The sequence below is a fragment of the Bradyrhizobium sp. USDA 4532 genome (assembly GCF_024171315.1).
GTDB lineage: Bacteria > Pseudomonadota > Alphaproteobacteria > Rhizobiales > Xanthobacteraceae > Bradyrhizobium > Bradyrhizobium australafricanum.
In genome coordinates this window covers 5,478,006-5,500,576 of record NZ_JALJZN010000001.1, presented here as the reverse complement: position 1 = coordinate 5,500,576, position 22,571 = coordinate 5,478,006, and the positions used below count along the sequence as shown (strand labels likewise).

The following is a 22,571-nucleotide window of genomic DNA, read 5'->3' as shown; positions in this document are numbered from 1 at the left end:
TGGATACCGGTTCGCGCAAAGAAAGCGCGCCAAACCAGAATAATGCAAGGGAGGTTCCGATGAAGCTGCATGGCTATTTCCGGAGCAGCGCGTCCTACCGGGTCCGGATCGCCCTCAACCTGAAGGGGCTCACCTCAGAGCATCTGCCGCATCATCTGCGCAAGGGCGAGCAGTGCGCGCCGGCCTATCTCGCGATCAATCCGCAGGGGCTGGTACCGACGCTGGAGAGCGACGCCGGCGCGATCCTCACCCAGTCGCTCGCGATCATCGAATGGCTCGACGAGACCAATCCCAACCCGCCGCTCTTGCCGAAAGATCCGCTGCGGCGCGCCAAGGTGCGGGCGTTTGCGCAGGCGATCGCCTGCGATACGCATCCGGTGCAAAATTTGAAGGTGCTGGCGCGGCTGCGTCAGCTCGGCCTGCCCGAGGAGCAGGTGACGGAATGGGCGGCCTGGGCCAATCGCGAGGGACTGTCGGCCTGCGAGACCCTGATCGCGGCGGAGTCCGGCCCGTTCTGCTTTGGCGATGCGCCGACACTGGCCGATCTCTGCCTGGTGCCGCAGCTCGCCAATGCGCGGCGCTTCGGTGTCGACGTCTCGGCCTATCCGCGCCTGCTCAAGGCCGAGGCCGCGGCAAAGCAAATCAAGGCGTTTGCCGACGCCGCTCCGGACAAGCAGCCCGATGCCGAATAACAAACCAGCGCCTGTCACCATGGACGCGGTCTATACCGCGCCCGGCTACCTGTTCCGGCGGATGCAGCAGATCGCGGTCGCGCTGTTCATCGAGGAGTGCAGGGCGTTCGACCTGACGCCGGTGCAATACGCCGCGCTGGTCACGATCTCGACCCATCCCGGTATCGACGCCACGAGGCTCTCGGCGGTGATCGCGTTCGACCGTTCCACGCTCGGCAACGTGATCGAACGGCTGCAGGCCAAGGAGTTCATCGTGCGCAAGCCGGCGCCCGAGGACAAGCGCGTCAAGCTGCTCTATCTTACCAAGGCCGGCGCGGCTGTGTTGAGCGACATCATGCCCTCGGTCGACAAGGCGCAGGCGCGGATGCTGCAGCCGCTGAAGCCGGCCGACCGCAAGACGCTGCTGGCGCTGTTGACCCAGCTCGTCGACCTCAACAACGAAGCGTCGCGGGTGCCGCTGCGCGCCGAGGACGCGCTCGAACATCTCGGGAGGTCGGGCTGATGGCGGAGACGAGACCTGTCCTGATCGCGGGTGGCGGCATTGGCGGCCTTGCCGTGGCGCTGGGCCTCGCGCAAAAAGGCATCCGCTCGATCCTGCTGGAGAAGGCCGCCGCGCTCGGCGAGATCGGCGCCGGCATCCAACTCGGCCCGAACGCGTTCCACGCCTTCGACTATCTCGGTGTCGGCGAGGCCGCGCGCAACATGGCCGTCTATATCGATCAGCTCCGGCTGATGGATGCGCTGACCGCCGACGAGATCACCCATATCGATCTCGGCGACGCCTTTCGCGCGCGGTTTGGCAATCCCTATGCCGTGGTACATCGCGGCGATCTGCATGGCGTATTCCTGCGCGCGTGCCAGAATCACGAGCTGATCGAACTGCGCGTGTCCAGCGAGGTGGCAGGCTACGAGCAGGATGGTTCGTCGGTGACGGCAAAGCTCGCCGATGGCGAGCGGATCACCGGCCGGCTTCTGATCGGCGCCGATGGCTTGTGGTCGAACATCCGCAAGCAGGTGACGTCGGACGGCCCGCCGCGCGTCTCCGGCCACACCACCTATCGCTCGGTGATCCCGACCGAGCAGATGCCGGAGGATTTGCGCTGGAATGCGGCGACGCTGTGGGCCGGCCCGAAATGCCACATCGTGCATTATCCGCTGTCGGGCTGGAAGGTGTTCAACCTCGTCGTCACCTATCACAACAATGCGCCGGAGCCGGTTGCAGGCAAGCCGGTGTCCGAGGCCGAGGTGATGAAGGGTTTTACCCACGTCCATGAGCGGGCGCAGAACATCATCCGCCACGGCACCAACTGGAAGCTCTGGGTGTTGTGCGACCGCGATCCGAACGAGCAGTGGATCGACGGCCGCGTGGTGCTGCTCGGCGACGCCGCGCATCCGATGCTGCAATATTTCGCGCAGGGCGCCTGCCAGGCGATGGAGGACGCGGTCTGCCTGTCGCACATGCTGGCCAGTCACGATGACCAGACAGCGGCGCTGGAGGTCTACAGCGCGCAACGCTTCCCGCGCACCGCGCGCGTGCAACTGATGTCACGCGCGATCGGCGAACACGTCTACCATCCCGCAGGCGAGCACGCCCGCATCCGCAACGCGATCATGAGCGCGAAGTCGCAGGTCGAGTGGTGCGATGACATCGCCTGGCTGTATGGCGGGACGGGGCTGGGCAGCTAATTACTCGTCGTCCCGGACAAGCGAAGCGCGATTCGGAACCCATAACCACCGAAGGCTGTTGTGATGGCAGGCTGGGGCCCCAGCCTTTGCGCCGCAAATATTTGTGGTTATGGGTCCCGGCCTTCGCCGGGACGACATCGAATGTGTGGCGGGATGGCGGGGCAGCTAATGCTCGTCGTCCCGGACAAGCGAAGCGCGATCCGGGACCCATAACCACCGAAGGCTGTTGTGATGGCAGGCTGGGGCCCCAGCCTTTGCGCCACAAGCATTTGTGGTTATGGGTCCCTGCTTTCGCCGGGACGACATTGAATTTGCGGTGGCCGCGTCCATCAACCAACGCCCTACATCCGCATCACCGCCTGCCGGTCGATCTTGCCGGTGCCGGTCTTCGGCAGCTCGTCGATGAATTTGACCTCGCGCGGATATTTGTACGGCAACAGCCTTGTCTTGACGTAGTCCTGCAGCCGCCGCGTCGCTTCGGCTGTGTCGAAGCCGGCCTTGTTCATGACAACCACGGCGCGCAGCGTCATGCGCCGGTCCGGCAATTCGGCGGCGTAGACGGCGCATTCGCGGACGTCGGGGTGATCGGCGAGGCAGAGCTCGACCTCCAGCGGATAGACCCACTGGCCGGAGATCTTGATCAGATCGTCGGCGCGGCCGCGGAAGAAGTGGAAGCCGTCGCTGTCGCGCATGAAGCGGTCGCCGGTGTAGATCCAGCCGTCCTCGCGCACGGTCTCGGCGGTCTTGTCCGGCCGGTTCCAGTACAGCGGGGTCGCGGAATCGCCGCGCACCCACAGGATGCCTTCCTCATTGTCGCCGACCTCGCGGTCATCGCTGTCGCGCAGCATGATCTCGTAGCCGGGCACGCGCAGGCCGGCGGCGCCGAGCTTCTTTTGTTCCGCGCGGTTGCTGAGATAGACGTGCAGCACTTCGGTCGAGCCGAGGCCTTCGATGATCTCGAGCCCGGTGAGCCGCTTCCAGCCGTTGAAGACGTCGGCTGACAGCACTTCGGCGGCCGAGACCGCCATCCGCAGCGAGGAGAAATCGGCGGTGTCGGCACCTTCAGCCTTGGTCAGGGAGATGTAGAGCGTCGGCAGGCCGAAGAACACGGTCGGGCGATATTGCCCGATCGCCGCGAAGATCGCGGCCGGTTTCGGCTGGCCCGGCAGCAGCAGCGTCGCGGCGCCGACGGAGAATGGAAACGTGATCGAGTTGCCGAAACCGTAGGCGAAGAAGATCTTCGGCACCGAGAAGCAGATGTCGCCGGGCGAAAGCTTCAGCACATTGCGGGCAAAGGCGCGCTCGCTATAGGCCATGTCGTGCTGCAGATGCACGATGCCCTTGGGACGGCCGGTCGAGCCCGACGAATACATCCAGAATGCCATCTCGTTGCGGTGCGTGTCGGCCGCGTCGAGCTCGGTCGGAAACGCTTGCAGCCAATCAGCGGCCTCGCGCGTTTCGGCAGCCGCGTGATCACCGGCGGCGCCGTTGACCACCACCAGCGTACGCAGCGGCGTGTCCTTGCAGGCTTCCGCGTTGAAGCGCGCACAGAATTCCGCATCGGTGACGGCGACCTGCGCGCCGGCGTCGGACAGGTAGAATTGCAGCAGCTCGGGCGTCGTCAGCGTGTTGATCAAGAGTGGCACGAAGCCGGCACGCACCGCGCCGAAGAATGCCGCGGGATAGGCCGGGGTGTCGTCGAGAAACAGCAGGATGCGATCGCCGCGCTGCAGTCCAAGCGACCGGAAGGCGTGGCCCCAGCGTGCGGCCTCAGCGCAGAGCTCGCGATAGGTCCGCGTGCCGGCCGGGCCGGTCAGCGCCAGGCGCTCGGCATTCCCGTTGCCGAGATTGTCGAACAGGATGCAGCTCGCATTGTAGCGCTCGGGGATCGTAAAGCCGATCTCGCGCGCACCGGGATTGTCCAGCGGAACCTGGTCGGCGATCCCGGTCATGATTGTCCCTTTGCGGCTGCGTAGCGGGCCATGAAGGCGGGCGACATCGCGCGCAGCCGCGCGTCGTCGATCCGGCCGGAACGGGTGATGTAGCTGTAGGCGAAATCCATCAGGTCGAGCGTCATGTGCGCGGGGAAGTGCTCGTACCAGTCGGCGCTGGTCCGCGCCGCGGTGACGAGCTTCTTCACGATTGGCTTGCGCTCGCTCTCGTAGCGGGCAAGCGCGGCGCCAATGCCGCTCTCGGTCTCCAGCGCCTTGGTCAGCGCAATCGCATCCTCGATCGCGAGCCGCGTGCCCGAGCCGATCGAGAAATGCGCCGAATGCAGCGCATCGCCGATCAGCACCATGTTGCCGTGCGACCAGCGCTCGTTCCAGATCCACGGGAAATTGCGCCACACCGATTTGTTCGAGATCAGCCGGTGGCCGTCCAGCGCCGCGGCGAATATATCTTCGCAGATCGCCTGCGACTCTTCGATGCTCTTGTCGGCGAAGCCGTAGGCCGCCCAGGTCGCCGCGTCGCATTCGACCAGGAAGGTGCTCATGTCCTTCGCATAGCGATAGTGATGGGCGTTGAAGCTGCCGCGCTCGGTCGCCACGAAGGTCTGCGACAGCGTCGCGAAGGTCTTGGTGGTGCCGTACCAGGCGAATTTGTTGGTGGAATGCGAGACCGAGGCGCCGAAGGCGGACTCATAGCCGCGGCGAACCATCGAGTTCAGCCCGTCGGCGGCAACGATCAGGTCGTAACCCCTGAGCTGGTCGACCGATTGCACCACGGTGTCGAAGCGTGGCGTGACGCCCGTGCTGCGGACCCGCTCCTGCAGGATCGTCAGCAGCGCCAGCCGGCCGATCGAGGAGAACCCGACGCCGTCGATCTCGACGCTCTTGCCGCGCAGATTGAGGGTGATGTTCTTCCAGCTCTCCATAAGCGGGGCGATGGCGTCGACCGTCTCAGGGTCGTCGGCGCGCAGGAAGTCCAGCGCCTGTTCGGAGAACACCACGCCGAAGCCCCAGGTGGCGCCGGCCGCGTTCTGCTCGAACAGGTCGATCTCGGCGTCGGGATGACGCTTCTTCCACAGATAGGCGAAATAGAGCCCGCCGGGCCCTCCGCCGATCACGGCGATCCGCAACGTCTGCCTCCCAGATTGACAGTGTACTTACAATTTGGCTCCAGACTAATCGCCCTCCGGCGGGAACGCCAGAGGGAAAATGCGTGCAGCGACTAGCCGCGTGGGGCCGAAGGGTTCAGTAGCAGCGGCGGGCCTTGACCCCGTCGACCCATACCCAGCGGCAGCCGGCGGCGACGGGTTTGCGGGCGACGACCGCACCGTTGGGACCGGCGCAGCCGGCGCGGTAGACGCCGCGCGCGCAAACGACCGCATTGGCGCCGAAGGACTCGAAGGTCATGGTCGCGGCAAAGGACAGCAGGGCCGCGGCGATCAGCAATATTGAACGCATGAAAATTCCCTCTCCCGGGTGAGGCATGGTTGGCCTGCAGGTGGCAACAAGGTGCTGCGGTTCCGTGCCCGGCAAATCGCCGGGCACATGTCGTCTCACCGCCCGCGCGGCTATTTCTTTTCCGCTTCCGCCAGCACCTTCTTGCAGGCGGGCGCCAGCTTGTCGCTCTGCTTGGCGAGACAGGCGATGATGCGGCCGCCGCCGGGCGTCACGCTTTTGCAGAACTTCTCGTAGTCGCCCATGCAGGCGTCGCGTTGCGCGGTGGTCAGTTCCTGCGCGTAGACAGCGGTTGCGCCGCAAAGCAGCGCGGCGGTCAGGACGATACGCAGCATTGTTCGCTCGCTTTTCCGGTCAGTCGCGTGACAACAGGATTACCGCGCCGCGAACGGCGCCAACACATCGCGGCACGCCGGCGACAGCGAGCCGGCATTGGTCGCAAGGCACTGCACGATCCGCCCGCCGCCCGGCTGGACGCCGCCACAGATCGAGCGGACGTCGGCGCCGCAGGCCGAGCGCAGCACGAACAGCTCTTCGCGCGGTCGCAGCGGCCGCAACGCGATCACGGCCGGCGCCGCGGCTGGTGCTGTCGTCGCTGCAGCGCCGGCGGCCGGCGCGGCGGCGCCGCCACCAGCGGCGGCGACGGCCTTCTCGCAGGCCGGCGAAAGCTTGCCCTTGTTCTTTTCGAGACACTGCAGCGCCGCCGCGCCGCCGGTCGGCACGCCCGCGCAAACCTTGGGATAATCGGAGCGGCATGCGCTGCGGATCGCGGAGATCTGCGTGTTGGACGGCGTCCCGGCCGCCTTCGGTGCGGCGGCTTCGGTGGCGGGCTTGGCCGTTGCCGCGGGCGCAGCCTCGGTCTTGGCCGCCGCGGGCGCGGAGTCTGCCTTCGGTGCGGCAGCCGGCGCTTCGACGGCCTTCACCGCGCTGGCGCAGCCCGGTCCGAGGCTTGCCATGTTCTTCTGCAGGCATTGCAGCGAGGCTTCGCCGCCCGGCGGTACGCTGGAGCAATGGGCGATGTAGTCGTTGCGGCATTGCGACTTGATGGCGTCGCGCTGCGCCTGGGTCGGCGCCTGCGACAAGGCCGGTGCGGTGCTCATGGATGCTGCAAGCGCAAGACATGCGGACAGCTTCGTTGCTCGTGTCAACGCATTGATCATCTGAATTAATCCTCTGGTCGCGCCGGATGTCTCCGGCTCAACTGAACTGAGTTCTGAAAAAGTCTTGTTGTAGCAACCTCGGCGAGCGGCATCATTTTCGCTTTCGAGTTCCGCTGCAAGCGGATTGTTGCTATGGATGAAGCAGGCGGATTTTTTGCCCGTCACGAGATCTTTAAATTTAGTCATTTGAATCGAGGCTCGGAAATGAGGCATGCGCGCGCGTCAGCACATTTCGGTCGGAGCAGTTTTGTGCGGCTGCGAAATGCACCGCTTGCGCGCATCGCGTTCGTCGTATCGGCCTTCGTCAGTTTAAGTGCCTGCGAGCAAAACAGTTTTGTTGCGCCGCCGCCGCCCAAGGTCGAGGTTGCGCCGCCGGTGCAGCGCGCCATCACACGTTATCTGGACGCCACCGGAAACACCGCGCCGATCCAGACCGTCGATCTGGTCGCGCGCGTGCAGGGCTTCCTGCAGGCGATCAACTATCAGGACGGCTCCTTCGTGAAGGCGGGGACCACGCTGTTCACGATCGAGCCGGAGACCTACAAGCTGAAGCTGGAACAGGCGCAGGCCGCAGAGGTCGGCGCGCAGGCGACGCTGAAGCAGGCCGAGCTCGACTTCAAGCGGCAGACCGATCTGGTGCAGCGGCAGGCGGTCTCGCAGGCGACCCTTGATACCTCGACCTCCACCCGGGACAACGCCCAGGCCAGCCTGCAGCAGGCCCAGGTCAACACCAGGATCGCGGCGGTCAACTACGGCTACACCAACGTGGCCGCGCCGTTCGACGGCATCGTCAGCAATCACCTGGTCTCGGTCGGCGAACTGGTCGGCGTGACGTCGCCGACGCAGCTTGCCACCATCGTGCAGCTCGATCCGATCTATGTGAATTTCAACGTCAACGAACAGGACGTGCAGCGCGTGCGGGATGAAGCGCGCCGTCGTGGTCTGACGGTCAACGAGCTCAGGCAGTTGCCGGTCGAGGTCGGCCTGCAGACCGAGACCGGCTTTCCTCACAAGGGCAAGCTTGACTACATCTCGCCGACCCTCAACCAGTCGACCGGCACGCTCGCGGTCCGCGGCGTGTTCGCAAATCCGGACCGGACCTTGCTGCCCGGCTTCTATGTCCGCGTTCGCGTGCCGTTCGACAAGCAGGACAACGCGCTGCTGGTGCCCGACGTCGCGATCGGCAGCGACCAGGCCGGCCGCTACGTGCTGGTCGTCAATGCCGAGAATGTGGTCGAGCAGCGCAAGGTGACGACCGGCCCGCTCGATGAGGGGCTGCGCGTCATCGAGAGGGGCCTGAAGCCGGATGACCGCATCGTGACTGCCGGATTGCTGCGCGCGATCCCCGGGCAGAAGGTCGATCCGCAGGTGCAGAAGGCCGACGCGGCGCCGACAGCCGCCAAATAGGACGCACGCGCCATGATCTCGAAATTCTTCATCGAGCGCCCGGTCCTTTCCAACGTCATCGCGATCCTGATGATCCTGATCGGCGGCGTGGCGCTGTACAATCTCGCGGTCGCGCAATATCCCGACGTGGTGCCGCCGACGGTGCAGGTGACGACGCGCTATCCCGGCGCCTCGGCCAAGACGGTGGTCGACACCGTGGCGCTGCCGATCGAGCAGCAGGTCAACGGCGTCGAGGACATGCTGTACATGCAGTCCTACAGCGGCGCCGACGGCACCTATACGCTGACGGTGACCTTCAAGATCGGCACCGACCTCAATTTCGCGCAGGTGCTGGTGCAGAACCGTGTCTCCAGCGCGTTGTCGCAGCTGCCGACCTCGGTGCAGAACCAGGGCGTCACGGTCCAGAAGCGGTCGACCTCGATCCTGCTGTTCGTGACGCTGACCTCGCCGAACAAGACCTATGACAGCCTGTTCCTGTCGAACTACGCCACCATCAACATCCGGGACGAGCTGTCGCGCCTTCCGGGCGTCGGCAACGTCACGGTGTTCGGCGCCGGGCAATATTCGATGCGGGTCTGGCTCGATCCGAACAAGCTGCAGGTGCGCGGGCTGGTGCCGCAGGACGTCATCCAGGCGATCCAGCAGCAGAGCCAGCAGGTCACCGCCGGCCAGGTCGGCGCGCCGCCGACGCCGGCGGGCCAGGCGTTCCAGTACACGCTGAACGTCAACGGCCGGCTCGACGACAAGAGCCAGTTCGAGGACATCATCGTCAAGACAGGCAATGTCGGCGACGTGACCCGGGTCCGCGACGTCGGCTGGGTCGAGCTCGGCGCGCAGACCTACAGCCAGATCTTCTCGCTGAACCAGAAGCCCGCGACCGGCATCGGCGTGTTCCAGTCGCCGGGCGCCAATGCCTTGCAGGTCGAGAAGGCCGTCGAGAAGAAGATGGCGGAGCTCGCCAGGCAGTTCCCGCAGGACATCAAATACGACACGCCGTTCGACACCACCAAATTCGTCAACGCCTCGATCGAGGAGGTCTACAAGACCCTGTTCGAGGCCGGCCTGCTGGTGCTGGTCGTGATCCTGGTCTTCCTGCAGGACTGGCGGGCGATGCTGGTGCCGGCAACCACCGTGCCGGTCACGATCATCGGCGCGTTCGCGGCCATGGCGGCGCTCGGCTTCACCATCAACCTGTCGACGCTGTTTGCGATCGTGCTGGCGATCGGCATCGTGGTCGACGACGCCATCGTCGTGGTCGAGGGCGCGGCGCACAATATCGAGCGCGGCATGTCGGGCCACGACGCCGCGATCAAGGCGATGGACGAATTGTTCGCGCCGATCGTCGGCATCACGCTGGTCTTGATCTCGGTGTTCCTGCCGGCGGCGTTCCTGCCCGGGCTGACCGGGCGAATGTACGCGCAATTCGCGCTGGTGATCGCCGCCACCGCGCTGCTCAGCGCCGTCAACGCCGCGACGCTGAAGCCGACACAATGCGCGCTATGGCTGCGTCCCCCCGCGCCGCCCGAGCAGCGCAATTTCTTCTATCGCGGCTTCAACGCGGTCTATGACCGGCTCGAGCGCGGCTACACTCGGCTGGTCAGCGGCATCGCCGGGCATGCCAAGACCTCGGTCGCCGTTGCGCTTGTCATCATCGGGCTTGCCGGCTACGGCCTGTCGCGGGTGCCGACCGGATTCATTCCGATCGAGGACCAGGGCTATCTGCTCGCCGCGGTGCAATTGCCCGACGGCGCGGCCCTCGACCGCACCCAGCACGTGCTCGACGAGGTCACCAGGATCGCCGGCAAGACGCCCGGCGTCGACCAGGTGGTCTCGATCGCCGGCATCTCTGCGCTCGACAATTCCTCGAGCCTCGCCAATGCCGGCGTCGCCTATCTGATCCTGAAGGACTGGGGCGCGCGCGGGCCGGGCGAGGATCTGCGCTCGCTGGTCTACGGGCTCAACGACAAGCTCGCGGTGATCCCGGAGGCGCGCATCCTGGTGATCCCGCCGCCGCCGATCCAGGGCATCGGCAACGCCGCCGGCTTTGCCATGCAGGTCGAGCTGCGCGACGGCAATGCCGACTACGGCAAGCTGCAGGCGGTCACCGGGGCGATCGTGGCCAATGCACAGACCCAGAGCGCGCTGCAGCGGGTCCAGTCGTCGTTCCGCTCGATGGTGCCGCAGTTCGACGTCGACGTCGATCGCATCAAGACGCAGACCCTGCACGTCACCCCCGACCAGATCTTCGCGGCGCTGTCGTCCTATCTCGGCGCCAGCTACGTCAACCAGTTCACCAAGTTCGGCCGCACCTTCCAGGTCTATACCCAGGCCGAGGCACAGTACCGCCTGAGCCTGCGCGACATCGAGAACATGATGGTGCGCAACAGCAACGGCGACATGATCCCGCTCGGCACGGTCGCCAAGATCACGCCCTCGATCGGACCGTCGCTGATCAGCCTCTACAACCTCTATCCGTCCGCCTCCATCATCGGGCTGCCGGCGCAGGGTTACTCGTCCGGCCAGTCGATGGCGCTGATGGAGGAGATCGCGGCCAAGACGCTGCCGCCCGGGTCGGGCTTCGAGTGGACGGCGATGTCGTACCAGGAGAAGGAGGTCGGCAGTCAGATCTACTACGTGTTCGCGCTGGCGCTGCTGCTGGTCTATCTCGTGCTCGCCGGGCAATATGAGAGCTGGTACGCGCCGATCTCGGTGATCCTCGCCGTGCCGCTGTCGCTGCTCGGCCCGACGCTGGTGCTGCTGAGCCTGAATATCGAGAACAACCTCTACACCCAGATCGGCACCATCTTGCTGATCGCGCTGTCGGCCAAGAACGCGATCCTGATCGTCGAGGTCGCGCTGGAACGTCATCTGCGCGACGGACGGTCGGTGCTGGATGCGGCGATCGACGCGGCACGCGCGAGATTCCGGCCGATCCTGATGACGTCGTTCGCCTTCATCCTCGGCGTGCTGCCGCTGGTGATCGCGACCGGCGCCGGCGCAAACGCCCGCAAGTCGATCGGCATCACCGTGTTCTCCGGCATGATCGCCTCGACCTGCCTCGCCGTGCTGTTCGTGCCGGCGTTCTTCGTCGTGGTGCAGAGTTTTGAGAACTGGCGCAAGGCGAAGAAAGGCAAGACGGCGCCGCAAGCCGCTCCACAGGCGTCGGGCACGGCGCATTAGGTCTGCGCATTCAAACCTATCACCGTGCCCCTGAGAGGCCGTGAATGGATGACTCTCGATGACGCAACATACTCGATGTCGTCCCGGCCTAGTGCGCAATTGCGCACGGGAGCCGGGACCCATAGCCACCGAAGGTCATTGTTGCACGACGCTGGGGTCACAGCTTTCTAACGACTCAACCCTGTGGTTATGGGTCCTGGCTTTCGCCGGGACGACGAGGGGAGAGATTGCGCTGCATCCCCGTCACCCTGAGGAGGCCGCGAAGCGGCCGTCTCGAAGGGGCGACGGCCACCAGCCGGGCCGTGCATCCTTCGAGACGCGCTACGCGCTCCTCCAGCGACAAAGGCGAAGCCTTTGCGCGGGGATGACGGGTTCGGAGATGTTCCCCGCCTACACCTTCACCATGCGCTTGCCGCGATTTTCGCCGGCCAAGAGCCCGATCAGCGCCTGCGGCGTGTTCTCGAGGCCGTCGATCACGTCCTCCTGCACCTTGAGCTTGCCCGAGGCGACCCAGGACTGCAGGTCGGCGAGTGCGGCGTCGCGCTGGTCCATGTAGTCCATCACGATGAAGCCCTGCATGATCAGCCGCTTCACCACGATCAGGCCGGGCACGCCGCGCGGGCCGTGCGCGGAGGGGACGCCGTCATATTGCGAGATCGCGCCGCAGCAGGCGATGCGGCCGCGATTGTTCATCTGCGCCAGGCAGGCTTCCAGAATGTCGCCGCCGACATTGTCGAAATAGACGTCGATGCCCTTGGGCGCCGCCGCGCGCAGCGCCTTGTAGGTCGCGCCGTCCTTGTAGTCGACCGCGGCGTCGAAGCCGAGCTCGCTGGTCAGCCAATGGCACTTGTCCTTGCCGCCGGCGATGCCGACGACGCGGCAGCCCTTGATCCCAGCGATCTGGCCGACGATCGAGCCGACCGAGCCCGCGGCCGCCGACACCACCACGGTCTCGCCTTCCCTGGGCTTGCCGACGTGGAGCAGGCCGAAATAGGCGGTCAGGCCGGCAACGCCGTAGACGCTGAGCAGATGCGTCATCGGCTCGAGCTTCGGCATCTTTGCCAGGTGCTTGGCGGGCACGGCGGCATAATCCTGCCAGCCGGTGTCGCCGAACACGATGTCGCCGGGCTTCAGGCTAGAATCCTTCGACGAGATCACCTCGGCGATGCTGCCGCCGGCCATCACGGTGTTGGCTTCCACCGCAGCGCGGTAAGTGGCGCCGTGCATCCAGGCGCGGTTGGCGGCATCGAGCGAGATGTAGCGCGTCCGCACCAGCGCCTCGCCGTCCTTCGGCGTGGGGATCGTCCCCGTGGTCAGACGAAAATGCTCGGGGCCAAGCTTGCCGGTCGGCTTTTCGACAAGCAGGATCTGGCGATTGACGGTGTCGTTCATTGGCGGTGTCTCCCCCTTTGCCTTCGCTTTGCCTTCCCTTGGCGTTGGTCGTTTCGCATGCAAATTGACCGCGACGCGCGCAGCGCCTTGCACAGATTGTGCGCTGCATGAACGCTAGTCCGCGCGCTGGCATTCCACAACGGGAACGTTTCGGCAAAGTCCCGCTGGACGCGAAGCGTGTTGCGTAGCTGCGTAAATCTGCCACACTTGCCCTCCGCCGGGAACTGACGGGGGTAAGAGAATGTCCAGCAGGTTTACGCAGTATATCCTGATTGCGATGGTCCTTGGCATCGCGATGGGGACGATTGTCTTCAACTACTTTCCTGACAGCCGTGCCGAGATCGCAGCAGACGTCAACCTGATCGCGATGCTGTTCCTGCGTCTGATCAAGATGATCATCGCGCCGCTGGTTTTCGCAACCCTCGTCGGCGGCATCGCCCATATGGGAAGCGGCGCCAAGCTCGGCCGCATCTTTGCCAAGACCATGGGCTGGTTCGTCTCCGCCTCCTTCGTCTCGCTGCTGCTCGGCCTCGTGATGGTCAACCTGCTGCAGCCCGGCGCCAACTTCCCCGGCACGCTGCCCGACAAGGCGCAGTCGACCGGACTGCCGGTGTCGGCGTTCTCGATCGAAAAATTCCTCACCCATCTGATCCCGACCTCGATCGCGGACGCGATGGCGCAGAACGAGATTCTGCAGATCGTCGTTTTCGCGGTGTTCTTCGCGGTCGCGCTCGGTGCGATGCCTGAACGGGCCAAGCCGATCATGAGCCTGATCGACGACCTCGCGCACATCATGCTCAAGGTCACCGGCTATGTGATGCTGTTCGCGCCGCTCGCGGTATGGGCCGCGATCATGGCGACCGTCTCGAAGAACGGCCTCGGCGTGCTTTGGAAGCTCATCGTCTTCATGGGCGGATTCTATCTCTCGCTCCTGATCCTGTGGGGCATCCTGGTCGTCGTCGGGTTCATCGTGATCGGGCCGCGCTACAGCCATCTTTTGCGGCTGATCCGCGAGCCGCTGATGATCGCGTTCTCGACCGCCTCATCGGAGGCGGCCTATCCGAAGACGCTGGAGGGGCTGAACAGGTTCGGCGCCTCCTCGCGCATCTCGGCCTTCGTGCTGCCGCTCGGCTATTCCTTCAACCTCGACGGCACGATGATGTACTGCACCTTCGCGAGCATCTTCATCGCGCAGACCTACCATATCGAGATGTCGCTCGGCACGCAGCTCGCGATGCTGGCGACGCTGATGATCACCTCCAAGGGCGTCGCCGGCGTGCCGCGCGCGTCGCTGGTGGTGATCGCCTCGACGCTGGCGCAGTTCAACATCCCCGAGGCGGGCCTGCTGATGATCATGGGCATCGACACCTTCCTCGACATGGGCCGCAGCGCCACCAACGTGATCGGCAACTCGCTGGCGACCGCCGTGGTCGCGAAGTGGGAGGGTGAGTTGAAGCCCGAGCACGAGCTCGGGCCCGACGACGCGGTGCCGCAGGATGCGGTGCCCGGCGCCGTGATGGCCGGCCATTGACGGGAGGCATGCATGCACCGCGCCCGCTGGAGGCCGATACGGGCTGAGGCGCCTCTCCTGTCGACACGCCTGCTGTCAGCTTGTCTGCTGGCGGCAAGCCTGCTCGCCGCACCGGCGTCCGCACAGCCGGCGGTCGAGGGGCTCAGCCCCACGCTCGCCAACATCAAGGCCACGCACACGGTGCGGATCGGCTATCGCGAAAGCTCGCCGCCGTTCTCGTTCCTCGATCACTCCAACCGGCCGATCGGCTACAGCCTCGAGCTGTGCGATGCGATCGTCGAGGAGATCGGGACCGAGGTCGACGACGCCAATCTCAAGGTCGACTACGTCAAGGTCACCTCCGACGACCGCATTCCGGCGGTCGTCGACAAGAAGATCGACCTTGAATGCGGATCGACCACGGCGAATGCCGAGCGCGGCAAGCAGGTCGCATTCTCGCCGCTGATGTTCGTGGCCGGCACCAAGCTGATGGTGCCGAAGGCCTCCGGCGTCACCCAGGTCGCCGACCTGAAGGGCAAGACGGTGGTGGTGACCAAGGGCACCACCAACGAGCAGGCGATGCACAATGTCGACGCCAAGCAAAAGCTCGGCCTCAACATCGTCACCGCCCCCGACCACGAGCAGTCCTACCAGATGCTGGTGGACGGCAAGGCGGATGCGTTCGCGACCGACGACATCCTGCTCCACGGCCTGATCGCGCGGCACAAGTCGCAGGACAAATTCCGCGTCACCGGCGACTACCTGTCCTACGATCCCTACGGCATCATGTACCGCAAGGGCGAGCCGCAGATGAAGGACGTGGTCGAGCGCGCGTTCCGCAGGCTGGCCTCGAACCGCGACATCGTCCCGCTCTACAACAAATGGTTCGTCGCCCGGCTGCCGACCGGCGAGAAGCTGAACGTCGCGCTGTCACCGCAGCTCGAAGAGGCCTTCAAGGCGCTCGACGATTCGCCGGGCGGGTCGAACTAGCCGCGAATTTAGGCCTCTCCCCTTGCGGGAGAGGTCGGAAAGCCCGGTGCGCGCCGTTCACCGCCAATAACGCCGCGACAAATCCAGGCACTGCCGGACCCAGTATCCGTTCACATGGATCAACTGGCATGTGCTCGGAGGCGGCTCCTTGATGATCGGGTAGCCGTGGATGTCGATATTCGTCGGCGCCGTGACGCCGCGCCAAAACACCGCGTTGGCGGCCGGAGGATTGAAGGCGGCGGCGAACGCCGCGAGTGCGACGAAGCTCAAAAGAAGTTTGCGCATAATCTGTTTCCGGATCAATCAATGCACGGAAGCGTACTCCCTTGCGCAGGATGAGCAAGGCGCTGAATCGATCAAAATGACGGTCAGAACTTCGGTGCCGGCTGTACCGCCGCCCCCGCGTCAGCCGCCGCGAACCGCCATGCATGCGAGGGCAACGATGCCGACCGCCGCCAGAACAACCATGACCTGGAAAACCGCGCGCCCAAGAATCGCTCCCATCAAAGCTCCGTCGATCCGGCGGGATCTTCCTTCGAGTGTCCACGCGCCGCGATCTCTGGAGCATCATCGGCAGGCAAGATTCGGCTGTTGCGGTCTGCGAACTCGTCGCTTCACCGGCTAATGTCGTTCGGCGACGATTCGATCGACCTGTTGCTTCAGCTCTGCTTCCATTTCGGAAATGACGTCGTGCGGCAGGCGAGCGCGGAGCGGATCGGTCGTCTCGTGCTGCATCCTGGGCCGCTTGGCGAGCGCGGGTCGTTTAAGCGCCTGATCCTCGATCAATCGTCGAGAGGACGCATAGCCTGTCGCGCCGGCCGTCACGTTAGTCCCGTGGGATTCGCAAGGATCCTGATCCGACTGCACAACGTTCTTCATGAGCTCTGCCTCCTGGCACTATCTCGCAAGAATTCCCTTGCTCAGGCCCGAACCATTCGGCTCGTCCGGCTTGTCGCCCATCGATGACGCTGAAACCTGCAAAGTTGTTCCGCACGGAACCTGCAAGGTCTGCCGGAACAGTCCCTCATGAAGCGGGAACCAGAACCATCAGCGTCCTCGATCATTAACTCTGGTTGATCGTTCGGAGGTCGCCATGGCTTACGCGAGACCAATTCGTCAAATAGCAATTGTGGTCGAAGACGACACGATCCAGCGCGACATGATTGCGCTGTTGTTGGAAGAAGGCCATTTCGACGTCATCCAGTGCGAAGACGCCGAGACGGCAGCGCTGGCCATCAAGATGCGTCATCCGTCGCTGGTGGTTACCGATATCAAGCTCATGGGCAAAATGGATGGCGTCGAGCTTGCACGCTTGGCCGTCGATTGCGACCCGGGCGTGCGCGTTATGGTCATCTCGGGCCGGCCCCCGGACAGCGCGCTGCCTGAGGGCGTCAAGTTTTTCGAGAAGCCGGTTTATCCACCCATGCTGCTGCGAGAGCTGGCGTCGTAGATCTCGCCGACGGGTGGCCCATGCAAGACGATCCCGAAATCGATTGGCACCGGGAGCAGATTGCGAAGAACCGGGAACTGATCGCGGAATTGCAATCCGGAAATACGGCGGGGGCTGACGTGTTTCCAGAGACGCAAGCCGAGATCGATCGTCTCACGGCACAGATCGAGCAATCGGAATTGATCGTCGCCGCCTATGAAAAGGAGCACCCGCAAGACTGATCGGGCGCACACAGTGCAGGATCGCGCCGGCGAGCCTGGGTCGTCGGGCAGGGAAACGCTACGCGAACACTTCGTCCAGCGCCGCCGAATACGCCGCCTCGACCAACGCCGGATGCCGGCGCCCCAGCGCTTCCATCTTCACCCCGGTGTTCACCTCGAGGATTTTCCACGCGCCGTCCGTGCGCACGACGTCGATCGAGGCGAAGCGGATGCCGACGGCTTGCGCGGCCTTGATCGCGAGCGCGACGCAGGCCTCGCGCATTGCGTCATCGGCGAGCAGCACGGGCTCCGCGCCGGCATCGAGGTTGTGCCGCCAGTTCAGCAGAAGCCGTTCGCCGGCGGGCGGAACGGCGTCGAGCGCGGCGGCATCGAAATCCTCGGTGATGGTCTTGAGTTGCTCGGCCGTCGCGCTCGCCTGCGCCAGCGCGCGCAGCGACTGGATGCCGTCGCCAGTCACCGACGGGCGCGCCTTACCGTAGACGGTCAGCGCGCGCGCATCGAGCAGCACGACGCGCACCTCGTCCACGATCTCGACATAGGGCGAGATGGCGAGACTTGGATGTGCGGCAAGGACGCGCGCGACCGCGGTCTCCAATTGCGCCCGCGTCGTCACGCGGAACACGAGCTCGCCGGAGGTCCCCTCATTGGGTTTGATGACGAGCCCCTGCGGATGCTGCTCGAGCAGACGCTGCATCGCGTCCAGCGAGTCCGATCCCGGGATGTGCTTGCTGAGCTTCGCGCCCAAAAACAGCGTATGCGGAATGACGGGGACGCCGGCCGATGCCAGCACGTCCGCGCAGGCCGATTTGTCGTTGGCGACCTGATGCGCGACCGCGCTGTTCAGCCCGACGTCGTAGCCGATCGCGAGCCGCCGCGCGTTGCCCTTGGTCATGGTGACCAGCCAGCCGCCGGACCGCACCTCGACGGCAATCGCGTGCGCCAAACAATATTTTTTGATGGTTTCCAGGAAGATTCGCTGGCTGATCAGGACCACGAGATCATTTTCCCTTCACCGCGGTTTTTGTAGCAATTAATTGCCAGATCGATGCCGATCTCAGCAAGTAAATTACGTACAGCGCCACGTGTTAACGATGACGCCGTTGAACCTCTGCGCGAAATCGAACGACTGCCATTCTGAGATCGCAATTGCACGCCAGTTGATCTTGACTATCTCCTGCATTGGCGCAATGGACACGCGAGATCTTCAGTGATTTCGGCCACTTCCGCGCCGTCGCGAGCCGTCTAGAAATCAAACCATTCTAATTCTGGTCAGTCGAGAAAACGAAAACCCATGAGCGCGTTCTATCGAGAGAAAGTTCTTTCCGTTCAGCACTGGACCGATACGCTTTTCAGCTTCCGGGCGACCCGCGATTCCGGTTTCCGCTTCCAGAACGGGCAGTTTGCCATGATCGGCCTTGAGGTCGACGGCAGGCCGCTGCTGCGCGCCTATTCGATGGCGAGCGCCAATCACGAGGAAGAGCTCGAGTTCTTCTCGATCAAGGTGCAGGACGGCCCGCTCACCTCCAAGCTGCAGAAGATCCGCGAGGGCGACACCATCCTGGTCGGCCGCAAGGCGACCGGCACGCTGATCACCGACAACCTGATTCCCGGCAAGCGGCTGATGCTGCTGTCGACCGGCACCGGCCTCGCCCCGTTCGCCAGCCTGATCAAGGACCCCGAGGTCTATGATCGCTACGATCAGATCCTGCTGGTGCATGGCTGCCGTCAGGTCTCGGAGCTCGCCTATGGCGAGGAGCTGGTCGCCAAGCTGCGCGACGACGAGCTGTTCGGGCCGCTGCTGTCCGAGAAGCTCTCGTACTACCCGACCGTGACGCGCGAGCCGTTCCGCAACCGCGGCCGCATCACCGATCTGATCACCTCCAACCAGCTGTTCAGTGACCTGCATCAGGGCCCGCTCGACATCGAGACCGATCGCATCATGATGTGCGGCAGCCCGGCGATGCTGGAAGAGCTGAAGCAGCTGTTCGAGACGCGCGGCTTCAAGGAAGGCAGCGGCAACACTCCCGGTCACTTCGTGATCGAGAAGGCGTTCGTCGAGCGCTAACCGGTGTCGTCCCGGGCAAGCGAAGCGCGACCCGGGACCCATAACCACCGTTGCTGATTGGACGAAGGCTGAGGCCCCACCGTGCTTCAGCCTTTTGCATTTGTGGTTATGGGCCCCGGCCCCGTGCGCAATTGCTCACTAGACTAGGCCGGGACGACGATGGTGTTTGTAGTGCGCACCATTGCCACGCTGCTATAACGCCCCCAACGCCGCGCGGCCTTTGCGCGAACGCGGCGATTTGGGAGCAGAACCTTGTCCATCACCGATCCGGATGCACCGAAAACCGCCTTTGTGTTTGCCGGCGGCGGCAGCTTTGGCGCGATCCAGGTCGGTATGCTGCAGGCGCTGGCCGCGCATGGCGTGGTTGCCGACATGGTGGTCGGCTCCAGCGTCGGCGCACTGAACGGCGCGTTCTACGCCGGCGACCCGACGGTCTCGGGCGTCGCGCGGTTGGCCGAGATCTGGCGCGGCCTCAGCCGTCAGGACGTGTTTCCGGTGACCTGGCGGACGCTGGTGAGCTTCCTGTGGCGGCGTGACTTCCTGATCCCGCATGACGGCGTCCGCAAGCTGATCGACGATTACATCCCGTTCCGCAATCTCGAGGACGCGCGGATCCCGATCCACATCGTCACCACAGACATCATCAGCGGCGACAGCGTGGTGCTGTCGGAAGGTTCGACAGCGGAGGCGATCGTCGCGTCGACCGCGATCCCGGGCGCGTTCACGCCGGTGCACTACCGCGATCGTTTCCTGGCCGATGGCGCGATCTCCAGCAACACGCCGGTCCGCGTTGCGGTCAGGCACGGTGCCAAACGCCTGATCGTGCTGCCGACCGGGCATGCCTGCGCCAACCAGGCGCCGCCGGTCGGCGCGCTCGCCAATGCCCTGCACGCGCTGACGCTCCTGATCGCGCGGCAGCTCGTCAACGAGCTCGAGAACATCGGGCCCGATGTCGAGTACTTCGTGGTGCCGCCGCTCTGCCCGCTGGTCGGCTCGCCCTACGATTTCTCCCGGACCTCGGATCATATCACGCGGGCGCTCGACACCACCAACGCCTGGCTCGACGGCGACGGTCTGAAGCCGGGCCACATCCCGCACGAATTGCAGCCGCACGAGCATTAGGCGAACGGTGCATTCTCCTCATCTCCCCGCAAGCGCACTCACATGCGCCGCACCGCGTGGCGTGACGCCTTGAATCGAGAACCATCCTCATCGTCGTCCCTGCTTTCGCAATGCGAAAGCAGGGACCCATACGCCGCGGCGGACCTTGTTGAAGGGACTCGTCGTTCCAGCGCGGCCCAACAATTGGCATTTGTGGTTATGGGTCCCTGCTCCCGTGCGCAAGTGCGCACTAGGCAGGGACGACGGGTTGGAGGAGCCGCAGACTCACATCACGATTTCGGAATAGTGGAATTGTGCCGGTGAGTTGCCCGACGTGTCAAGTCGCCCTGTCGAGCGCCGGCCGCAGCCGGCTCCTTTGCATGGGGTTGTTTTCGATATTTTGGCAGCGCGCCCTGCGACGGCAGGTTATCGCATGCGCTCCCCTTCGTTGCAGTGCAAAAGTCGATTTCGTTTTAGTTTGACCGGTATCCGCACCCGCCCATTCGGGCGGTTGTCACATCTGTGACTGCTCGGCCGTATAACCGTAGTGCACTTGTTCCGCGAGTTGGATTAGGCTCGCGGCCGACAGGTCATTTGGGCAGACCGGAGGAATTTCATGGATACAGTGCTGCTTCCGTTCTCGCCGCGCTTCATCGTGCTGACCATCTGCGCCGTCGTCACCGCGCTCCTGCTGCTGGTTGGAATTTTCGATCACAAGGTCTTCAAGATCGTCCTGATTCCGCTGGTCATCTTCGGCGCGCTGACATTGCTCGGCATCCGCGACCTCACCCAGAAGAACCACGCGGTGCTGCGCAACTACCCGATCTCGGCGCATGTCCGCTTCCTGCTCGAGGAAATCCGCCCGGAGATGCGGCAATATTTCTTCGAGAGCGAGAAGGACGGCATGCCGTTCTCCCGCGACACCCGCGCGGTGGTTTACCAGCGTGCCAAGATGGTGCTCGACAAGCGGCCGTTCGGCACCCAGGAGGACGTCTATCGCGAGGGCTATGAGTGGATGCACCACTCGGTGGCGCCGAAGCCGCGTGCCGACCAGAAATTCCGCATCACCATCGGCGGCCCCGACTGCACCAGGCCGTATTCAGCCTCGGTCTTCAACATCTCCGCGATGAGCTTTGGCGCGCTGAGCCCGAACGCGGTGCGGGCGCTCAATGCCGGCGCCAAGAAGGGCGGCTTCGCCCACGACACCGGCGAGGGCGGTGTCAGCCCCTATCACCGCGAGATGGGCGGCGACATCATCTGGGAGATCGGCTCCGGCTATTTCGGCTGCCGCAACCGCGACGGCACCTTCAATCCGGATCTCTTCGCAAGCGTCGCGGGCGACGATCAGATCAAGATGGTCGAGCTCAAGATCAGCCAGGGTGCCAAGCCCGGCCATGGCGGCGTGCTGCCGGCGGCGAAGGTTTCCGAGGAGATTTCCAAGATCCGGGGCGTACCGATGGGCGAGGACTGCATCTCGCCGGCCTATCACAAGGCGTTCTCGACGCCGCTGCAGATGATGGAATTCGTCGCCCGGATGCGCCAGCTGTCCGGCGGCAAGCCGGCCGGCTTCAAGATGTGCATCGGCCATCCCTGGGAATTCCTGGCGATCTGCAAGGCGATGCACGAGAGCGGGCTCTATCCCGACTTCATCGTGGTCGACGGCAATGAAGGCGGCACTGGCGCCGCGCCGCTCGAGTTCATGGACCATCTCGGCATGCCGATGCGCGAGGGCGTCAATTTCGTCCACAACGCGCTGATCGGCATCGGCGCGCGCGATCGCATCAAGATCGGTGCCTCCGGCAAGATCGCGACCGCGTTCGACATGGCGCGCGCGATGGCGATCGGGGCCGACTGGTGCAATTCGGCGCGCGGCTTCATGTTCGCGCTCGGCTGCATCCAGTCCCTGAGCTGCCACACCGATCGCTGCCCGACCGGCGTCACCTCGCAGGACCCGATCCGCAACCGCGCGCTCTATGTGCCCGACAAGATCGACCGCGTGTACAACTACCACCACTCGACCCTGCACGCGCTGACCGAGCTGCTCGCCGCCGCTGGCCTCGAGCACACCAAGGAGCTGCGCCCGATCCACTTCTCGCAGCGGTCTTCGACCACCGAGGTCTCTTCCTTCGCCGAGCTCTATCCGACGCTGCGCTCCGGCGAACTGCTCGAAGGCACCCAGGACCGCCGCTTCCGCGACGCCTGGGCGATGGCGCGCGCGGATTCGTTCCAGCCGGCGGGGTAGGGGGCGGCAAATCCGTAGCCCGGATGAAGCGCAGCGCAATCCGGGACCACTCTCTGTGCGGATCGACCGAT

21 protein-coding genes are annotated in these 22,571 nt (G+C 64.6%); 12 read left to right on the top strand and 9 right to left on the bottom strand.

Going from position 1 to position 22,571, the window contains the following annotated elements; all coding sequences use genetic code 11:
• The first annotated feature begins 59 nt into the window (after positions 1-59).
• From maiA to J2R76_RS25360, 3 genes are read left to right on the top strand one after another with little or no spacing between them, the layout of a single operon-like run.
• Positions 60-692, top strand: coding sequence for a maleylacetoacetate isomerase (gene maiA / locus J2R76_RS25370; protein WP_076832895.1), 633 nt, complete (start codon positions 60-62; stop codon positions 690-692).
• The gene (locus J2R76_RS25365) at positions 682-1,194 is read left to right on the top strand and encodes a MarR family winged helix-turn-helix transcriptional regulator (protein WP_057020139.1); all 513 of its coding nucleotides are present in this window, start codon (positions 682-684) and stop codon (positions 1,192-1,194) included. Before maiA ends, J2R76_RS25365 begins: the two co-directional genes overlap by 11 nt.
• Positions 1,194-2,378 (top strand): 3-hydroxybenzoate 6-monooxygenase, encoded by a 1,185-nt coding sequence (locus J2R76_RS25360; protein ID WP_076832749.1) that lies wholly within the window; start codon positions 1,194-1,196, stop codon positions 2,376-2,378. Before J2R76_RS25365 ends, J2R76_RS25360 begins: the two co-directional genes overlap by 1 nt.
• A 341-nt stretch (positions 2,379-2,719) precedes the next feature.
• Here the strand turns inward: J2R76_RS25360 and J2R76_RS25355 are convergent, their stop codons facing one another.
• The 5 genes from J2R76_RS25355 to J2R76_RS25335 form a co-directional block, all read right to left on the bottom strand.
• Positions 2,720-4,330, bottom strand: a complete 1,611-nt coding sequence (locus J2R76_RS25355; RefSeq protein ID WP_076832746.1) for a benzoate-CoA ligase family protein — start codon at positions 4,328-4,330, stop codon at positions 2,720-2,722.
• On the bottom strand, positions 4,327-5,457 hold the full coding sequence (locus tag J2R76_RS25350; protein WP_076832743.1) for an FAD-dependent monooxygenase: 1,131 nt from the start codon (positions 5,455-5,457) through the stop codon (positions 4,327-4,329). The genes J2R76_RS25355 and J2R76_RS25350 overlap by 4 nt, the downstream gene beginning before the upstream one ends.
• Positions 5,458-5,572: 115 nt before the next feature.
• Entirely contained in the window at positions 5,573-5,785 is a 213-nt protein-coding gene (locus tag J2R76_RS25345) for a hypothetical protein (protein ID WP_076832741.1), read from the bottom strand.
• A 110-nt stretch (positions 5,786-5,895) separates the two neighbouring features.
• Complete coding sequence (locus J2R76_RS25340) at positions 5,896-6,117, bottom strand: cysteine rich repeat-containing protein (protein WP_028336261.1); 222 nt, start codon at positions 6,115-6,117, stop codon at positions 5,896-5,898.
• A 39-nt stretch (positions 6,118-6,156) separates the two neighbouring features.
• Entirely contained in the window at positions 6,157-6,942 is a 786-nt protein-coding gene (locus J2R76_RS25335) for a cysteine rich repeat-containing protein (protein ID WP_375166535.1), read from the bottom strand.
• 249 nt (positions 6,943-7,191) lie between these two features.
• Here J2R76_RS25335 and J2R76_RS25330 point away from each other — a divergent pair, with 249 nt between their 5' ends.
• Both J2R76_RS25330 and J2R76_RS25325 read left to right on the top strand, forming a co-directional pair.
• Positions 7,192-8,349 carry an efflux RND transporter periplasmic adaptor subunit gene (locus J2R76_RS25330; protein ID WP_253625167.1) on the top strand — a complete coding sequence of 386 codons (1,158 nt, stop codon included), beginning with the start codon at positions 7,192-7,194 and terminating at the stop codon, positions 8,347-8,349.
• 12 nt (positions 8,350-8,361) lie between these two features.
• Positions 8,362-11,529 (top strand): efflux RND transporter permease subunit, encoded by a 3,168-nt coding sequence (locus tag J2R76_RS25325; protein WP_253625166.1) that lies wholly within the window; start codon positions 8,362-8,364, stop codon positions 11,527-11,529.
• Positions 11,530-11,919: 390 nt separating this feature from the next.
• Here the strand turns inward: J2R76_RS25325 and J2R76_RS25320 are convergent, their stop codons facing one another.
• The gene (locus J2R76_RS25320; protein ID WP_057020132.1) at positions 11,920-12,921 is read right to left on the bottom strand and encodes an NADP-dependent oxidoreductase; all 1,002 of its coding nucleotides are present in this window, start codon (positions 12,919-12,921) and stop codon (positions 11,920-11,922) included.
• Between the two features lie 241 nt (positions 12,922-13,162).
• Here J2R76_RS25320 and J2R76_RS25315 point away from each other — a divergent pair, with 241 nt between their 5' ends.
• Positions 13,163-14,452: a dicarboxylate/amino acid:cation symporter gene (locus tag J2R76_RS25315; protein WP_057020131.1), complete on the top strand. Its 1,290-nt coding sequence runs from the start codon at positions 13,163-13,165 to the stop codon at positions 14,450-14,452.
• Between the two features lie 12 nt (positions 14,453-14,464).
• Complete coding sequence (locus tag J2R76_RS25310; protein WP_076832732.1) at positions 14,465-15,421, top strand: amino acid ABC transporter substrate-binding protein; 957 nt, start codon at positions 14,465-14,467, stop codon at positions 15,419-15,421.
• A gap of 57 nt (positions 15,422-15,478) precedes the next feature.
• On the opposite strand, the gene J2R76_RS25305 is transcribed toward J2R76_RS25310, so the two are convergent.
• Both J2R76_RS25305 and J2R76_RS25300 read right to left on the bottom strand, forming a co-directional pair.
• The gene (locus tag J2R76_RS25305) at positions 15,479-15,706 is read right to left on the bottom strand and encodes a hypothetical protein (protein WP_028337614.1); all 228 of its coding nucleotides are present in this window, start codon (positions 15,704-15,706) and stop codon (positions 15,479-15,481) included.
• Between the two features lie 336 nt (positions 15,707-16,042).
• Entirely contained in the window at positions 16,043-16,300 is a 258-nt protein-coding gene (locus J2R76_RS25300; RefSeq protein ID WP_158074232.1) for a hypothetical protein, read from the bottom strand.
• A 214-nt stretch (positions 16,301-16,514) separates the two neighbouring features.
• Here J2R76_RS25300 and J2R76_RS25295 point away from each other — a divergent pair, with 214 nt between their 5' ends.
• Entirely contained in the window at positions 16,515-16,871 is a 357-nt protein-coding gene (locus J2R76_RS25295; protein WP_076832727.1) for a response regulator, read from the top strand.
• Between the two features lie 20 nt (positions 16,872-16,891).
• The gene (locus J2R76_RS25290; RefSeq protein ID WP_076832724.1) at positions 16,892-17,092 is read left to right on the top strand and encodes a hypothetical protein; all 201 of its coding nucleotides are present in this window, start codon (positions 16,892-16,894) and stop codon (positions 17,090-17,092) included.
• A gap of 58 nt (positions 17,093-17,150) precedes the next feature.
• On the opposite strand, the gene J2R76_RS25285 is transcribed toward J2R76_RS25290, so the two are convergent.
• A complete protein-coding gene (locus J2R76_RS25285; protein WP_253625165.1) occupies positions 17,151-18,086 on the bottom strand; it encodes a RimK family alpha-L-glutamate ligase in 936 nt (311 codons plus the stop codon).
• A 297-nt stretch (positions 18,087-18,383) separates the two neighbouring features.
• Here J2R76_RS25285 and J2R76_RS25280 point away from each other — a divergent pair, with 297 nt between their 5' ends.
• The 3 genes from J2R76_RS25280 to J2R76_RS25270 all read left to right on the top strand — a co-directional run bounded on the left by J2R76_RS25280 (position 18,384) and on the right by J2R76_RS25270 (position 22,500).
• Positions 18,384-19,157 (top strand): ferredoxin--NADP reductase, encoded by a 774-nt coding sequence (locus tag J2R76_RS25280; RefSeq protein WP_076832718.1) that lies wholly within the window; start codon positions 18,384-18,386, stop codon positions 19,155-19,157.
• Between the two features lie 252 nt (positions 19,158-19,409).
• Complete coding sequence (locus J2R76_RS25275) at positions 19,410-20,279, top strand: patatin-like phospholipase family protein (protein ID WP_082654003.1); 870 nt, start codon at positions 19,410-19,412, stop codon at positions 20,277-20,279.
• Between the two features lie 595 nt (positions 20,280-20,874).
• The gene (locus J2R76_RS25270; RefSeq protein WP_253625164.1) at positions 20,875-22,500 is read left to right on the top strand and encodes an FMN-binding glutamate synthase family protein; all 1,626 of its coding nucleotides are present in this window, start codon (positions 20,875-20,877) and stop codon (positions 22,498-22,500) included.
• Positions 22,501-22,571 lie beyond the last annotated feature (71 nt).

Coding starts and splice junctions, on each gene's coding strand:
- maiA (WP_076832895.1), top strand. CDS start 60: ATGAAGCTGCATGGCTATTTCCGGAGCAGCGCGTCCTACCGGGTCCGG.
- J2R76_RS25365 (WP_057020139.1), top strand. CDS start 682: ATGCCGAATAACAAACCAGCGCCTGTCACCATGGACGCGGTCTATACC.
- J2R76_RS25360 (WP_076832749.1), top strand. CDS start 1,194: ATGGCGGAGACGAGACCTGTCCTGATCGCGGGTGGCGGCATTGGCGGC.
- J2R76_RS25355 (WP_076832746.1), bottom strand. CDS start 4,330: ATGACCGGGATCGCCGACCAGGTTCCGCTGGACAATCCCGGTGCGCGC.
- J2R76_RS25345 (WP_076832741.1), bottom strand. CDS start 5,785: ATGCGTTCAATATTGCTGATCGCCGCGGCCCTGCTGTCCTTTGCCGCG.
- J2R76_RS25340 (WP_028336261.1), bottom strand. CDS start 6,117: ATGCTGCGTATCGTCCTGACCGCCGCGCTGCTTTGCGGCGCAACCGCT.
- J2R76_RS25335 (WP_375166535.1), bottom strand. CDS start 6,942: ATGATCAATGCGTTGACACGAGCAACGAAGCTGTCCGCATGTCTTGCG.
- J2R76_RS25325 (WP_253625166.1), top strand. CDS start 8,362: ATGATCTCGAAATTCTTCATCGAGCGCCCGGTCCTTTCCAACGTCATC.
- J2R76_RS25320 (WP_057020132.1), bottom strand. CDS start 12,921: ATGAACGACACCGTCAATCGCCAGATCCTGCTTGTCGAAAAGCCGACC.
- J2R76_RS25315 (WP_057020131.1), top strand. CDS start 13,163: ATGTCCAGCAGGTTTACGCAGTATATCCTGATTGCGATGGTCCTTGGC.
- J2R76_RS25310 (WP_076832732.1), top strand. CDS start 14,465: ATGCACCGCGCCCGCTGGAGGCCGATACGGGCTGAGGCGCCTCTCCTG.
- J2R76_RS25305 (WP_028337614.1), bottom strand. CDS start 15,706: ATGCGCAAACTTCTTTTGAGCTTCGTCGCACTCGCGGCGTTCGCCGCC.
- J2R76_RS25300 (WP_158074232.1), bottom strand. CDS start 16,300: ATGAAGAACGTTGTGCAGTCGGATCAGGATCCTTGCGAATCCCACGGG.
- J2R76_RS25295 (WP_076832727.1), top strand. CDS start 16,515: ATGGCTTACGCGAGACCAATTCGTCAAATAGCAATTGTGGTCGAAGAC.
- J2R76_RS25290 (WP_076832724.1), top strand. CDS start 16,892: ATGCAAGACGATCCCGAAATCGATTGGCACCGGGAGCAGATTGCGAAG.
- J2R76_RS25280 (WP_076832718.1), top strand. CDS start 18,384: ATGAGCGCGTTCTATCGAGAGAAAGTTCTTTCCGTTCAGCACTGGACC.
- J2R76_RS25270 (WP_253625164.1), top strand. CDS start 20,875: ATGGATACAGTGCTGCTTCCGTTCTCGCCGCGCTTCATCGTGCTGACC.